The sequence below is a fragment of the Spirillospora sp. NPDC048823 genome, assembly GCF_043198445.1.
GTDB lineage: Bacteria > Actinomycetota > Actinomycetes > Streptosporangiales > Streptosporangiaceae > Spirillospora.
Window position 1 is genome coordinate 219,900 of the sequence record NZ_JBICUT010000009.1, and the last position, 14,511, is coordinate 234,410.

General features: G+C 71.5%; 13 protein-coding genes. 4 read left to right on the forward strand and 9 right to left on the reverse strand.

Going from position 1 to position 14,511, the window contains the following annotated elements:
* Nucleotides 1-34: 34 nt before the first annotated feature.
* The 4 genes from arsB to ACGFK0_RS22035 all read right to left on the reverse strand — a co-directional run bounded on the left by arsB (nucleotide 35) and on the right by ACGFK0_RS22035 (nucleotide 4,545).
* Nucleotides 35-1,141: an ACR3 family arsenite efflux transporter gene (arsB, locus tag ACGFK0_RS22020; RefSeq protein WP_392907330.1), complete on the reverse strand. Its 1,107-nt coding sequence runs from the start codon at nucleotides 1,139-1,141 to the stop codon at nucleotides 35-37.
* On the reverse strand, nucleotides 1,138-1,446 hold the full coding sequence (locus tag ACGFK0_RS22025; protein ID WP_392907333.1) for an ArsR/SmtB family transcription factor: 309 nt from the start codon (nucleotides 1,444-1,446) through the stop codon (nucleotides 1,138-1,140). Before ACGFK0_RS22025 ends, arsB begins: the two co-directional genes overlap by 4 nt.
* Before the next feature lie 152 nt (nucleotides 1,447-1,598).
* Complete coding sequence (locus tag ACGFK0_RS22030) at nucleotides 1,599-2,813, reverse strand: MFS transporter (protein WP_392907336.1); 1,215 nt, start codon at nucleotides 2,811-2,813, stop codon at nucleotides 1,599-1,601.
* 97 nt (nucleotides 2,814-2,910) lie between these two features.
* Nucleotides 2,911-4,545 carry an FAD-dependent oxidoreductase gene (locus ACGFK0_RS22035; protein ID WP_392907339.1) on the reverse strand — a complete coding sequence of 545 codons (1,635 nt, stop codon included), beginning with the start codon at nucleotides 4,543-4,545 and terminating at the stop codon, nucleotides 2,911-2,913.
* A 124-nt stretch (nucleotides 4,546-4,669) separates the two neighbouring features.
* Here ACGFK0_RS22035 and ACGFK0_RS22040 point away from each other — a divergent pair, with 124 nt between their 5' ends.
* The 4 genes from ACGFK0_RS22040 to ACGFK0_RS22055 all read left to right on the forward strand — a co-directional run bounded on the left by ACGFK0_RS22040 (nucleotide 4,670) and on the right by ACGFK0_RS22055 (nucleotide 6,821).
* Entirely contained in the window at nucleotides 4,670-5,035 is a 366-nt protein-coding gene (locus tag ACGFK0_RS22040) for an ArsR/SmtB family transcription factor (RefSeq protein WP_392907342.1), read from the forward strand.
* A gap of 209 nt (nucleotides 5,036-5,244) precedes the next feature.
* A complete protein-coding gene (locus tag ACGFK0_RS22045; RefSeq protein WP_392907345.1) occupies nucleotides 5,245-5,694 on the forward strand; it encodes an OsmC family protein in 450 nt (149 codons plus the stop codon).
* A gap of 166 nt (nucleotides 5,695-5,860) precedes the next feature.
* The gene (locus ACGFK0_RS22050; protein ID WP_392907348.1) at nucleotides 5,861-6,280 is read left to right on the forward strand and encodes a DUF2809 domain-containing protein; all 420 of its coding nucleotides are present in this window, start codon (nucleotides 5,861-5,863) and stop codon (nucleotides 6,278-6,280) included.
* Nucleotides 6,281-6,479: 199 nt separating this feature from the next.
* Nucleotides 6,480-6,821 carry a hypothetical protein gene (locus ACGFK0_RS22055; protein WP_392907351.1) on the forward strand — a complete coding sequence of 114 codons (342 nt, stop codon included), beginning with the start codon at nucleotides 6,480-6,482 and terminating at the stop codon, nucleotides 6,819-6,821.
* Between the two features lie 300 nt (nucleotides 6,822-7,121).
* Here the strand turns inward: ACGFK0_RS22055 and ACGFK0_RS22060 are convergent, their stop codons facing one another.
* From ACGFK0_RS22060 to ACGFK0_RS22080, 5 genes are all read right to left on the reverse strand, one after another.
* Nucleotides 7,122-7,562: a pyridoxamine 5'-phosphate oxidase family protein gene (locus ACGFK0_RS22060; protein WP_392907354.1), complete on the reverse strand. Its 441-nt coding sequence runs from the start codon at nucleotides 7,560-7,562 to the stop codon at nucleotides 7,122-7,124.
* Between the two features lie 192 nt (nucleotides 7,563-7,754).
* Nucleotides 7,755-8,981 carry a Wadjet anti-phage system protein JetD domain-containing protein gene (locus tag ACGFK0_RS22065; protein ID WP_392907357.1) on the reverse strand — a complete coding sequence of 409 codons (1,227 nt, stop codon included), beginning with the start codon at nucleotides 8,979-8,981 and terminating at the stop codon, nucleotides 7,755-7,757.
* Nucleotides 8,978-12,322 carry an ATP-binding protein gene (locus tag ACGFK0_RS22070; RefSeq protein WP_392907360.1) on the reverse strand — a complete coding sequence of 1,115 codons (3,345 nt, stop codon included), beginning with the start codon at nucleotides 12,320-12,322 and terminating at the stop codon, nucleotides 8,978-8,980. Before ACGFK0_RS22070 ends, ACGFK0_RS22065 begins: the two co-directional genes overlap by 4 nt.
* On the reverse strand, nucleotides 12,319-12,990 hold the full coding sequence (locus ACGFK0_RS22075) for a DUF4194 domain-containing protein (RefSeq protein WP_392907363.1): 672 nt from the start codon (nucleotides 12,988-12,990) through the stop codon (nucleotides 12,319-12,321). Before ACGFK0_RS22075 ends, ACGFK0_RS22070 begins: the two co-directional genes overlap by 4 nt.
* On the reverse strand, nucleotides 12,983-14,500 hold the full coding sequence (locus tag ACGFK0_RS22080) for a DUF3375 domain-containing protein (protein ID WP_392907366.1): 1,518 nt from the start codon (nucleotides 14,498-14,500) through the stop codon (nucleotides 12,983-12,985). The genes ACGFK0_RS22075 and ACGFK0_RS22080 overlap by 8 nt, the downstream gene beginning before the upstream one ends.
* Nucleotides 14,501-14,511: the final 11 nt, after the last annotated feature.

Consider the following 14,511-nt stretch of genomic DNA (forward strand, 5'->3'; position numbering starts at 1 on the left):
CACGTCGGTGGTGAGCTGGCCGGTGGTGAGCACGTCAAGTCGTCCCCGCCTGCGCCGGTCGGGTGGTGAGGCGGCGGCGGAGCCACAGGGAGACGTACACCAGGGCGACCAGGACGGGGACCTCGATGAGGGGGCCGACGACACCGGACAGGGCCTGGCCGGAGGTGACGCCGAAGGTGCCGATGGCGACGGCGATGGCCAGTTCGAAGTTGTTGCCGGCGGCGGTGAAGGCCAGCGTCGCGGTCCGGGGGTAGGGCAGCCGGACGGCGTGGCCGAGGGCGAACGACCCACCCCACATGAGCGCGAAGTAGACCAGCAGCGGCAGCGCGATGCGGGCCACGTCGGCGGGCCGGCCGGTGATGGTGTCGCCTTGCAGGGCGAACAGGATGACGATCGTGAACAGCAGCCCGTACAGCGCGACCGGGCCGATGCGGGGCAGGAACCGGGTCTCGTACCAGTCGCGTCCGCGGGCCCTCTCGCCGGCGCGACGGGTGAGGTAGCCCGCCAGCAGCGGGACGCCGAGGAACACCAGCACGTTCACCACGATCGTGCCGGTGGAGAAGTGCACCTCGTCGGTGGCCAGGCCGAGCCAGCCGGGCAGCACCTTGAGGTAGAACCAGCCCAGAGCGCCGAACGCGACGACCTGGAAGATCGAGTTCAGGGCGACCAGGACGGCGGCGGCCTCGCGGTCGCCGCAGGCCAGGTCGTTCCAGATGATGACCATCGCGATGCAGCGGGCCAGCCCGACGATGATCAGCCCGGTGCGGTACTCGGGCAGGTCGGGCAGGAAGATCCAGGCGAGCGCGAACATGAGCGCGGGGCCGATCAGCCAGTTCAGCACCAGCGAGGAGACCATGAGCCGGCGGTCGCCTGTGACGGTGTCGAGGCGGTCGTAGCGGACCTTGGCCAGCACCGGATACATCATCACCAGCAGCCCCAGGGCGATCGGCACCGAGATGCCGCCGACCTCGACCTTGGCCAGCGCGTCGTCCAGGCCGGACACCGTGCGGCCGAGCCCGAGCCCGACCGCCATCGCGGCGATGATCCACACCGGCAGGAACCGGTCCAGCGTGGACAGCCTGCCCACCAGGCCGGACTCGGCGGTATCGGTCTGCGGCGTCGCCGGTTCGGTGGTGGTCACGGGCAGGGCCTCCTGGTGTCGCTGTCACGAGTGGTGCGGGCCTTCGTCGCCAGTTCGCCGAGCCGCTCGGCCAGGACGTCCAGTGCCTCGGGGCGCAGCCGGTAGTAGGTGAACCGGCCGCACGGCTCGGTCTCCACCACCCCGGCGTCCTTCAGCACCCGCAGGTGGTTGGAGATGTTGGTCTGTTTCGCGCCGGTCTCCTCCACCAGGTGGCACGTGCACAGCGCCTCACCGGCGAGCAGGGTCACGATCCGCGCACGCAGCGGATCCGCCAGCACCCGCAACACATCAACTTCTACTGACATCACCCTGGAATGATACAGGCCAGGGCATCGGACTCTCGCCCCCTACGACGAACGAGCAGCCGCATATGGGACATCACCGATGCTCCGAATTCCGGTGCTCCCAGGGGCTCGTCGCCAATCCGGTGCGGGCCCACCCGGGGCCCGCACCGCGGTCAGCATGTCGGCGTTGCGGGCCGGTGATCGGCGGTGGTGGCGTGCGGCGGTGCGGTGCCGGCGGCGAGCAGTGCCGCGAGGACGGCGGCGGCGGTCAGTGCCAGGAACATGTGGGGGTAGCCGCCGAGCCATGCGGCCAGGGCGGCTCCGGCGAAGGGGGCCAGCGCGGCGGCGATGGTGACGGGGGCGGCGAGGATTCCGGACAGGGCGCCGTAGGACGCGGCGCCCCAGCGGTCGGAGACGGCGGTGGCCTGCAGCAGGGTGGCGATGCCGCGCGTCGTGCCGGCCAGGAACGCCACGGCGATGAGCAGTGCGACCGGGCCGGGGATGACCGCGAGAGCGGCGGTGGTGGCGGCCGACAGTGTCAGGATCCAGACGGTGCGGGCGCGGACGCCGGTACGGCGCACCAGGGCGCCGTAGCCCAGGCGTCCGGCGACCTGGCCGATCCCGCCGAGGCCGAGCGCCCAGGCGGCGGTGCCGCTGGCGGCGCCGCGGGAGGTGAGCAGCGGGATGAGGCTGATCATCACCGCGTACATCGCGAACGCCGACAGAGTGAGCGCGGCGGCCAGCAGAAGGAACGGCCTGCTGCGCACGGTGCCCGAAACACCGGCGCGGTCACGGGCGCGTCCGGCCGGTCCGTCGCGTCCGCCCGAGGCGGCTTCGGGTGGTGGGGGCCAGGGGCGTCGCAGGGCCAGCAGGTGCAGCGGGATGGTGACGAGGGCCAGCACCGCTGCGAGTACCAGGTAGACGCCGCGCCACGACAGGTGGGCCGAAAGGGCGTCGGTGAGCGGCGCGAAGACGGTGCTGGCCAGTCCGGCGACCAGGGTGAGGGTCGTCAACGCGCGGAGGTGGTGGGGCGCGTAGTAGCGGGTCAGTGCGGCGAAGGCGGGCTGGTAGAGCACCGCGGCCATCGCGACGCCGGCGAGCAGCCAGGCGGCGGCGAAGCACACCAGGTTCGGCGCCGCCGCCACCGCGAGGACGGCGAGGACGGCCAGCAGCGAGCCGCCGGTCATCAGTGCCCGGGGACCGTGCCGGTCCAGTGCCCGGCCGACCGGGATGCCGGCCAGCGCGGCCACGATCAGCGCGGAGGAGAACGCGGCGGTGATGGCCGCGGTGGACCAGCCGGTATCGCGGGTGATGTCCCGTGCCAGGACCGGGAAGGCGTAGTACAGCACGCCCCAGCTGGTGATCTCGGTGACGCACAGCGCGGCCAAGGGGCTGCCGGTCGTTCTCGAGGCACGGCCGGCCAGTCCGCGGGCACCGGCGGCCGAAACCGCCGGTGCCCGGTCTCGCGTGACCGGTTCCGCCGCGTCAGGCATCGCCTCGTTCGGCCTCACCGGAGTGGCCGTGGAGGCGGCCGGTCGCGAACCCCGCTCCGGCCGGGGCGCCGACACCGACGGTGACCGGTTCGGATGCCGAGGTGCCGCAGCAGGAGGCGCTGTCGGGCCCGGCCTCAGTGGCGGCCTCCGGTCCGGTGGAGCACAAGGTTCCGCATCCGGCGTCCTCACCGGTGGCGCCGGGCAGCAGGTCCTCGGTGACCAGGCCGGTGGAGCAGACGCCGGTCTCGGGGAGGTCGAGCTGGACGGTGTCGGCGGCCTCGCGGTCTCCGGCGAGCGCGGCGGCGATGGAGCGGACCTGCTCGTACCCGGTGGCCATCAGGAAGGTGGGGGCGCGGCCGTAGCTCTTCATCCCGGCCAGATAGAAGCCGGTCTCGGTGTGGGTGAGGTCGCGTTCACCGTGCGGCGGGACCGTCCCGCAGCTGTGGAAGTTGGGGTCGATCATCGGGGCGAGTCTGGCCGGTGCCTCGGTGGCGGGGTCGAGGTCGACGCGGACCTCGCGGAGCATGTCCAGATCGGGCCGGAACCCTGTGGCCGCGACCACGTTGTCGGCCGGGAGGGTGCGTGCGCCGTCCGGGGTGTCGCCGGTGACCTGGACCGGTCCGGCGGCGGGGCCGCCTTCGGGCGCGGTGAAGCCGGTGATGGTGAATCCGCGGACCAGGTCGATCTCGCCGTCGTCCACCGCCTGCTTGAGGCGGGTGCCCAGGGCGCCGCGCGCGGGGAGGCCGTCGGCGTCGCCGCCGCCGTACAGCCGGGCCGCCGACGCGCCCCGCACCGCCCAGGTGATGCGGGTGCCGGGCTCGGTTCGGGCGAGTTCCGCCAGCGCGAGCAAGGTGTTGGCGGCCGAGTGCCCCATCCCGACCACCAAGGTGTGGCGGCCGGCGAAGCGGTCACGGTCACGGTTCAGGACGTCGGGTAGCGGCCCGGTCAGGTACGGTGCGGCCTCCTGCTCGCCTGGCGCGGGGAGACCGGAGTGCCCCAGCGGGTTGCCGCGTCCCCAGGTGCCGGACGTGTCGATGACGGCGCGGGCGGTGACGTCCTGGACGGCGCCGTCCGGGCCGACCGCGCGGACCAGCAGCGGACGCTCCTCGCGGCCGACCGTCCGGGTGACGTCCACCCCCTGACGGGCGACGGCCACCACGCGGGTGCCGGTGCGGATCCGCCCGGCCAGCGCGGGTACCTTCGCCAGCGGAGCCAGGTAGTCGCGCACCAGTTCGGCACCGGTCGGCAGCACCTCGGCATCGGGCAGGCGCCAGCCCGCCGGCTCCAGCAGCCGCCGGGCGGCGGCGTCGGTGTCGTACCGCCAAGGCGAGAACAACCGGACATGTCCCCACTCGGAGATCGCCGCGCCCGCCTCGGCCCCGGCCTCCAGGACGAGGAAGTCCTGGTCGCGTTCGGCCAGATGCGCGGCCGCGGCCAGCCCGACCGGTCCGGCTCCGATCACCACGACCGGCAGACCGTCGAACCGCCCGTCAACGGCCGAGCCGCGGCCGGCGTCGGCCTTTGCCTGCTGGACCGCCACCGCGGGGTTCTCGGCCACCGCGCCGTCGGTGCAGCAACCTCCCGTACCGGTGGGCTCGGGTTGCGGCCGTCCAGTCTCGTCGTTCACTCTGACTCCTTACGCGTTCGGGAGGGTTCGGGCGAGCAGCGCTCTCATCACAACCCTTGCTTAGATGTCTGTCTAAGCAGAGGTCAGTTTGCATCATTGCATAGATGGATGTCAATTTAGAGGCATGTCTAAGTCTCTGGCGCTTGAGAACCTGACAGAGCCCGCCTGCTGTGCACCGCTGAGCGGCCCGGCATTGAGCGACGCGGACGCGGCCGAGCTTGCCAAGGTGTTCAAGGCGCTGTCGGACCCGGTGCGGCTGCGCCTGCTGAACATGATCGCTTCGGTGGACGGCGGCGAGGCGTGCGTGTGCGACCTGACCGCCGCGTTCGAACTCACCGCGCCGACCATTTCCCACCACCTGAAGGTGCTGCGCCAAGCCGGGCTCATCGAGGGTGAGCGACGCGGCACATGGGTGTACTACCGGGTGGTGCCGGACAGGCTGACCCGCCTGTCCGGCCTGTTCACCCTGCCGACCCTGACACCGGCCTAACTCCGTCCCCTGCCTCGTACCCCGGCCACACGTGCCCGCGGACCGGTGCCACCATCGCCTTGGACCAGCTGACGTGGATCTCGGGACCTTGGCCTCTGCCTTACGGGTGGGTTCCCAGTGGAGCATCGAAATGACAGTGCCATCGATGTCCCCACGGCCGACATGCGGACGCCGTGCCCTCACGGCGCCGCGAACACCCGGAGTCCGCGATGAACGACACCACCACCCAGGCGGCGCCCACCAGCTATCAGGTCACCGCCTCCACCACCTCGGCCGGCCGGTCCCGGGTCACCGCCGGGCGCGAGACGATCACACTCGACACGGCCTGGGCGAGCGCACCGTCCGGGCTCCCAGGACCCGCCGAACTGCTCGCCGCGGCGCTCGCCGCCTGCCTGCTCAAGAACGTCGAACGGTGCGGCCAGATCCTGCCCTTCCGGTACCGGCATGCCGAGGCCGTGGTGACCGCCCACCGCCAGGACTCCCCACCGACCTTCACCCGCTTCACCTACGAACTGCGGCTGGACACCGACGAACCCGAACACCGGGTCGCTCTGCTGCACCGTAACCTGCGCCGCCACGGCACCGTCTACAACACCCTCGCCGCCACCTGCGAGGTGCAGGGCGGCATTGTCACGAGCCCACCGGCCGCGACGCCATGATGCGCGGGCCGGAACGGCCAGCCTGGACGCGCTGCTCGGCGACGTTCGCGCTGAGTGAGAGACCCATCGGGTTGCCGTCCCGCCCTTGGCAGCGGTAAGGCTGCCGCCCGTCCAAGCTCAGCAGACCAGCCGCCACCTTAGCTGCGCTGCCACTTATGATTGCGCGATGTCGCTCGCAGTGCGCTGGACTCGGCTTCTGATGGTGGTATCGGCAACCGGCTTCACAGGCGCGGCCTTCGCAATCCGCGCTGCGATGGACGGGCCCATCGAACAGTACTCAGGCGCCGCCTTGTCCGCGGCCATCGTCTACACGATAGTGATCTTCATATGGCCGCTGATCTCCCCACTGCCCGCCGGCAGTGCCGCGATCGCATACTGCTGGTTCATCGAGTTTGCACAGCTCACCCCCATACCCGCGGCACTCTCCCAACGCAGCTGGTTCGCGCGCCAACTGCTGGGCGCCCGGTTCGACCTCATTGATGTTGCCTGGTACCCCGTCGGCGTCATCCCATTGGTCGCCGCACATTGGTTCCTCCGGGCCCGCACACGTTCCCGAACAGACCCGACACCCACCCTCACATCATGATCCTGGAACAGCCGTGCTCGCCCTGCACCGTCCGTGAAGTAGAAGCTTGGGCAACGGCAGCGATGAGCGTGGGAACTGGTCGGGAGGCGCAACCGCCTCTACTCCGGCCGAAGTAGCCGGGGACCCGAGGAAGCAACTGGGCGGCGGCGCGGTCGGGGAAGACGCCGACCACGTCGATGAACGGGTCTAAACTGACGTCGTGGACGACGGCTTGACGGTTGAACCGGTGCGGTTTCTGACCGAGGAACTGCAGAGCCAGGACGCGATGACTGGTTCGTATTTCGTGATCGGCTACGACGACCCAGAGCGTCGCGAACAGTGGCTCGCGGCCGTGGACCAGATCGCTGAGATTATCGGATGTCCGATCGACGTCATCGACAGCGGATTCTTCGAAGACGGTTTCGGCCACCTGAAGATCAGACGATTCGATGTTGGCCGCGGCTTCACTCAAGACCCGTCCCGCCATATACCGCAGACGGTGATCGACGCTTACGAAGCGGCGAATCGTCCGCCAGACCGGGACGGCCGACCCAAGATGTAATGAGTTTCCGGTCGTCCCGCACGTGATCCCCGGGTCTGGGCGCCGACCAAGGCGACCTATGGGTCGGCGCCGCCCTCCGCAACCTTTTGCGGCCGCTCGCGCACCTCGGCAAGCAGTGGAGGGCTTCACCGTCGAAGCGGAGTTGAGCACGGTCGAGGGCGGGCGGCTCACCTTCGCCGTGCGCGCCTTCGACGACGCCGCCACCAGCTGCCGAGGCACGTTCAGGTGCCATGGGCGTCAGGACGGCGGCCCTCCGCTCGCCGGGGGTCTTCGGGGCTCGTTCTGCGGCCGGCGGGGTCGTCAGCCGGACTGTTCGGTGTAGTCGCGGGTGTACCAGCGCTCCGGACGCACCCGCGTCAGGACCATCGTCTCGGCGACGTCCTTCGTCGCCTCCAGATACTCGGCGCCGCCCTCGACGCCGAGGTAGCGCTCGGCCAGCGAGCGGCGGTCCTCTGGACGGGCCGGATCCTCGAACCCGACGACCGGTCCCTCTACCGAGGCGTACCGGTAGGGCAGCGCGGCCTCCTGGACCACCAGGCTCACCCGTCCCGCCGCCCGGATCAGGGCCATCTTGCGGCTGTCCCGGCCGGTGATGAAGGTGATCTCGCCGCCCGGCTCGTAGGTGTACCAGACGGGCAGCGCCAGCGGCGCCCGGCCCGCCTCGTCCGCGACGCTCAAGATGCCCACGTACGTGCCGGCGAGAAACGCCTCCCGCTCGGCCGCGCTCATCACCAGGCTCATCACGGCTCCTCTCCGCCGATCTCCCAGCATGCCCGACACCCGGCGGTCCCGGCGAGACCGGACGCTCGGCCCGGACGCCCTCCGCATCCGTCATGGCGGGCAAAGCGAACCAGGGAGACCCCGAGCTCCCGACTGCCGGACTGTAGTTGCCGGGCCCGTGCCGGCCTCACGGCGGACGGCGGCGGCGGCCGGTTACGCAGGAGATTTCGTGGAGACGTCCAGCAACCGGGTCGCCGCGTGGGCGAGAGGAATCGCTTCCTGTTCGATCCGGCGGAACGGGGTGGGGCCTGCGGTGGCGATGGTGTCGTAGGCGGTCGTCTCGGCTTCGGTGAGGTGCCTCAGGGTCGCCGGGGACGGCCTGATGGGACGGCCGGCCTTGTCGTGGTTCACCCCATGATCGGCGTAGCGGTGCAGGTCGGTGGCGTCCATCAGGATCGAGGTGACCGGTTTCGGTGGTGCGCCGTCCGGTGCGGGCTCGGCCAGCGCGGCGCGGAAGCCGTCGAGGATCGCGTATCCGTCCGCGTCGATGTCTCCCCAGTAGACGATGTGGTCCGCGGCGCGGATCCACGGCACGTTCGCGAGCAGGGCCGCGGCCGCCTTGCCGCCGCCCTCGACCACGATCGTGTCCCGCGCCGGTGGGAACCAGAGCCGGGAGTCGCGGTTCTCGACGACGAGGACGATCCGCGGCCGGTAGGCGATGTCGTGCATGTCGCCGGTCGTCCAGGCGTCATGTCTGCGGCGGCCCGACGCGGCGTGACCGGGGTCGACGTAGGTCAGGTGCAGCACGGCCGGACGGGGCCGGACCTCGTCCCGGACGTCGCGCCCGGCGACATCGCGCAGCAGCGCGCCATGGGTGTCGAGCCACTTGGTGTGCATCCCGGGGACCGGGAGCTGACGTGCGGTCCATGCGCCGGCGTCCGGGTTCCGATGCAGCCAGGCGACCGCGCTGAGCAGCACGTCGGCGTCGTCGGCTCCGAGTTGGCAGGCGGCCCGGAGGGTGGCCGGGGTGAGGACCGCGCCGGTGGACCGGAGCGACGACGCGAGCGCACGGGCGCGGGCGACGTCCACGGCCGGCGGCCCGGTACCGGAGACGAGGGCGACGGCGGCGTCCAGGTCCGCGACGAGTGTGGCGGGGTAGTCGTCCGTCACGCCTTGGACGGACACCGGCCTGCGGACGATCAGCACGCCCGTGGGGTGCCGGTCGGCGAACTCACGCCAGCGCATGTGCCACTCGTGCCACGCGGCGTACCCGATCCGCGCGACCGCGCCTCCGGTCGACACGCCGGGACGGAGCGGGACGGAGAACGTGACCGGGTCTCCGACGCCGATGTCGGCGCACACTGCCGCCGCCCATTTCCGGTGGACGTTGCGGCGAAGCGACTCGGCCGCGTCGGCCGGGTTGATCAGCCGGGGGGTCATGCGCCGGGAACCGCCACGATGGGTTTCGCCCATGACCGCCCCTCGGTGTTCTTGAGGATCAGGTACTCGGCGTCCACATGGGGTTCGATCGCGCTGTGCTTGTCGTTGGGGGCGCTGATGATGAGCTGGAAGCCCAGCCCGCGCCATGCGCCGATGGCCCGGCCGGTGAAGTGGGCGTCCGCCTTGATCAGCGCCTCGTCGAGGAAGACGGGGGCGTAGCGTGGCCGTTCGGCGCCCGCGTCGCCCAGCTGGTAGCGCAGCGCGGCGCCGACGATGAACGCGACCAGTTCCTGGGACTCGCCGCCCGACTTCTCCCCGATGTGGTCGTAGACCGCGACATGCTCGCCGGCGAGGTCGCACTTCTCCGCGCTGATCCGGACGTGGTTGCGCACGTCGATCAGGTCGGCGAAATCGGGGGCCGTGCGGCGGATGTGGTCGATCACCTTGGCCATCCGGTGGTAGGCGCGTTCCCGGTCGGCGTCCGCGACCGCCTTGTCGATGACGGCGCGGACGTCGCGCAGCTCCTTGCGGAACCGGGCGCGCACCGCGGAGTGGCTTTCCTGCGGGTCGATGCGCAGCCGGTGGTGGTCGTCGGCGAACGGCAGTTCCGCGAGGATGCGGTTGACCGGGTCGATCCGGTCGCGGATCTCCCGGACCGCGGCGGCGAGCTCGCTGTCCAGGCTGGTCAGGTCGTTGCCGGAGAGTTTGAGCAGGCTGTCGCGCCACTCGGTCTCCAGCTCGTGCAGGCCGCTGGTCTCCAGATCGGTGAGAAGGCGGTCGAAGTCGCGGTAGGAGGCGTCCGGGTCGGTGCCGAGGTTCGGGTTCGGCCAGCGCTCGACGAACGTCGAGAACGTCTCCTGCAGCGACTTCCGTGACCGGCCGATCTCATCCTCCGCCGACTTCCGGTCGTCGTGCATCCGTTCGACACCGCGCCGGTGCGCGGCGTCGAACTCCCCCAGCGCGGTCGCGGGGGCGGCGCCGTCCGGGGCGTCGTCGAACAGCCCCGCGAGGTACTCGCGGTGTTCCGGGCTCACCACGGTGCCGGTCGCCGCGGCGGTGTCGAGTGCCCGCTGGGCGCCGTCCACCTCGTCGACGATCGACTCCCAGTCCTCGCCGAGCCGCTCTGCCTGCTGCTTCTGCCCGCCGACGCGCTCGGTGAGCTTCCTGATCCGCTCCTTGAGGTCCTCCGACTCCTTCTGCAGCCGGTCGATCTCCGGGTTGCCCTTGCGGACGTCGGCGATGACCTCCGCCCAGCGGTCCCGTTCGTCGGTGACCGATTCGACGTCCACCTGGTCCCAGGACAGTTCGGTCACGGTCTGGTACGCGGTGCGTCTCTCCTCGAACGAGTTGAGGGCCTGCTCCGCCTCCGCCGCCTGTGCGACGGCGTCATCGTGACGTTCCTGGGCGCGGCGGATCCGGCCGTCGAGGTCGGCGAGCAGCCTGGTGTTGCTGAAACCCAGCAGGTTGGCCCGGCCGTGACCGCCGTGCGCCCCCCGGCCGCTCTGCGACGTCTGGCCGGTGATCGTGAGCGCCTTGGAGTACTGCCCCAGCAGCTTCGGCGTCTCGACGCAGACGAAGTCGAAACCGCGGACGAGTTCGCTCTTGAGCCAGGCGGTGAACGGCGACGGCCGGTAGTCGAGCCGGCCGGGGAGCGTCTTGTCGTTCAGCCCGATCTCGTCGCGCATGCCGGTGCGGACGCCCTCGAAGTGGATGCGCCGGGCGAGCTTCACCGCGTTGATCGCCTCGCGGAACGAGCTCAGCCGGCCGGCGTCGATCAGCATCCGGGTGGCGAACCCGCCGAGCGCCAGGTTGAACGCCTCCCGCCACGGTTCGAACTCCGTGCGCACCTCGATCAGCTCACCGACGAACGGCAGGTCGTCCGGGGTGAGCCCGGCCGCGTCGGCCAGCAGGTCGCGGGCGGCGTGCAGGTCGGTGGGGATGTTGCCGCGGCGGGCCTTGACCGCCTTGTGCTCGGCGCGCAGTTCGGCCAGTTCACGTTCGGCGGCCTTGCGTTCCGACGTCGCCTCGGCGAACTCGTTCTGGGCGGTCTTCCTGGCATGGGAGTCGGCCAGCGCCCGGCGCGCCGTTTCGACCAGCGCGGCGAAGTCCCCACCGGACGACACGGTGGCGTCGATGGCGCCCAGGACGCGGTCCAGCCGCTCCCGTGCGCGTTCGACGTCGGCCAGCCGCCGCTCCACGTTGCGGATCTCCCGGAGCGCGTTCTCCAGGCGGTCGCCGCCGGACGCGCGCAGGGTGTCGAGGACCGCCTCCCGCTGGGACTCCGCCGACGTGATCAGCGCGGCCGTCTCCTGCGCCTCCTGCTCGGCGCGGCGGCGCCGTCCGGTCAGGTCCTTCTCGGCCGCACGCAGCAGGTCGAGCCGGCGTTCGTGCCGCCACAGCGCCGCGGGGGACGCCGGGTCGGTGAACGATCCGACGTCGTCGATCACCAGCAACCGCGCCACCGCGCGGTCGATGGCGTCCCGGTGGCCGCGGATCGGGGTCAGCGCCCGCACCTGCCGGCGGGCGGTGATCATCCGTTCCCGGGTTCCGGACAGCTCGTCGAACTGCTGCACCACCTCGTCCGCGGTGGCCAGGGTGGACGGCTCCTCCAGGACCATCGTCTTGTACAGCGCGTCGACGGTGGTGATCTGCTGCCCGGCCTGGATCCGGCCGAGCAGCCCGACCGCCTTGTGCCCGTCACCGGCGGCGCCGATGCCCAGAGCGGTGTGCAGCCGGGCGGTGAAGTCCCGGTCGGTGTCGAAGCAGGCCGGCCCGGTCGCGGTCACCGCGGCGCGGGAGAGCCTGCTGGCCGCGGCGGCGTCCAGCTCGCGCAGGTCGTAGGCGTCGTCGCAGGTGGCGCGGACCGGGACGACATCGTCGAGGGTGCGCGCGGACGACGGCACGTACCAGGCCCGGAGCGCGGTGAACATCGCACCGCCGTGGTCGGCCCACGTCACCGCGATCGCCGACCAGGTGTCGCGGCCGTCCCCGCGCAGCACCCGCAGCCTCGTCTCGCCGTCCGACCGTGACTCGTCGAGTTTCCCGCGCGCGTAGGAGAGGATGTTGCGCTGGTCCTTGCCCCGGGGCCGGCCGACCACCCCGCCGTTGGACGCCCCGTTGAACGGCGTGGTGTGCGGCATCAGCAGCGCGATGTAGGCGTCCATCAGCGTCGACTTGCCCGACCCGGAACCGCCGCTGAACAGGGTCGCACCGGGGGCGAGCCGGACGCGGTGGTACCCGTCGTAGCCGCCCCAGTTGACCAGCTGCAGATCCCGCGCCACCCACTGCTGCCCCCGCGAGGCCGCCGGGATCAACCCGAACAAGGTGTCGAGCATGCTCATGGCGCGGCCCCGTTCTGCTCCCGTAGCCACTCGTTCAGTTCGGTGAGCCTCTCGATGCTCAGCACGACCTCGACCAGCGGCGTGATGCGGTACCGTCCCGCGGACTCCTCCGCGAGCAGCCCCTCGGTGACCAGCCGCTGCACGGCGTTCTGGATCTCGCGCTGGCTGCGGGCGAGATTGTGGTCGTCCGGATCGAAGTACGTCAGGACGGTCTGTTCCAGCTCCTCGATGTCGACCCGTGCGGACGTCTCACCCGCGCCGCGTTCCCGCTGGAAGACGGTCCGCAGGTGGACCAGGACCAGGGTCTCGGCCCGATTGTAGGGATCGTCCCTCAGCAGGATCGGGACCTCCGACTCCGCCGAGCGCACCTGCTGCTTGTAGGCGATGCCACGGTCGTGGTCGACCACGAGCCGGACGAACAGGTCGTGCAACCGCGACTCGATGATCTGCTGGTTCTCCAGCAGCGTGCGCCACTGGGCCGGGGTCTTCTCGGCCAGCAGGAACCTGCGTTGCAGCAGCCGCACCAGCACGCGCCGCACGTCCACGTCCAACGTGCCGGTGTCACCGGCGAACAGTTCGGCCGGGTCGTCCTCCATCGGGACCGGCTCGATGAAGCCGGCCGCCGCGCCGGCCGCCGGGCCGTCGTCCGCGCCGCCGGTTTCACTCATCGCCGTTCCCCGCCGGCTCGTCCGCGGGCCGGGCCGGTGCCGGGTTCACCGCCAGCACGCCGCCGAACGCGAGCCGCCGCCGGGTCCGGTCGGGCCGGACCGCGTCGACCACCGCGACCTCGGCCGTGTCGATCAGCCCGAGGTCATCGTGCGCGATCTCCAGCAGGCCGAGCAGATCCACCGGCCGCCGTATCCGCTCGGCCGCCGCGCGGAACGCCGCCGCGACATCGACCTCGCCGTCGTCGCCCGCGAACGCCGCCAGATGCGCGCGCAGTTCGGCGTACTGCGGACCGCCCCACGCCCGGGTGTCGGCGGACGGCACGTCCTCGGCCTCGTCCCATTCCCGCAGGGGCGTGGGCGGCCGGGGCGGACGCGGGTCGCTCGTGGTCTGCCGCAGATGCCCGACGTCGGCCACGGGCAGGCGGCGCAGCGGGGCGACGGCCGCGCTGCGGCGCGACGCGGGCACCCAGGTGTGGAATCCGGACATCACGTCGCGCAGCAACTCGTCCACCTGTCGGTCCCGCATCGGGTCGTGATTGCGGACCTGGGTGGTGATGACGTGCGACGCCTGCCGTTGCGCCGCCAGCACCTCCTTGACGCCCTGCTCGATCCGGCGTGCGATCTCGGCGAGTTCCCGGCGCTGCTGCTCCGGCATCAGGTCGGTGAACCGGTGCCGCAGCACGGTGCGCAGCAGACCCCACAGGTCGTCGATCTGCGCCGGGTCACCGACCAGGCGCAGCGCCCCGGCGAACGCGCGGCCCTCCGGTGTCGCGTCCATGATCTGCCGGCCGCGCTCCAGGTACTCGCGCAGCACCTCCCCGGTCGGCCGCACGTCCTGCCGCAGGTCGGCGACGACGTCCCGCTGCATGGCCTTGATCGACTCGGCGACGCGGGCGAAGTCGGCGGGCAGCTCCCGCGCCAGATGCAGCACGTTCTCCGCCGCCTCGAGCAGCTGGTCGTCACCGACGGTGTCGACGACGCCGTCCCGTTCGAGCCGCCCGAGCTCCCTCCGGCGCTGATCGATCTCCGTCTGGAGGCGCGCCATCCGGGCCATCACGTCCGGGTCGGCGTCCTGCGCGAGCCGCTCGACCGCCTCCAGCAGCGTCCGGACCCTGGACTCCGACACTCTGGTCCGCGCCCCGCCGACCCGGCCGGCCACCTCGAGCGCACCCACGCCGTGGGCGGACAGCCGGTACACCTCGACGTCATCGGAGACCTGCCGCACCAGCCAGCCGGCCTGCACCCACTGCCGGCACAGGTCACGGGCGTTCCCCGAAGGCAGTGGCTGGTCGCCCTCGCGGCCGTAGCCGGCGGCCCGCAACCGGTCGAGGGCGTCGGCGATCTCCGCATGGGCGTCCGCCACCGCCACCGTCGGCCGCTCCGGCGTGAACATCATCGCCAGCACCGTCACCACGAACGGCGCGTAGGTCCGGTGGAGCAGATCGAGCATCGGGTTCTGGAACGCCCGGAGCGCACCCTGATATGCGCCCTCCACTCCTCGTGTACCCATCGCCGACCAGG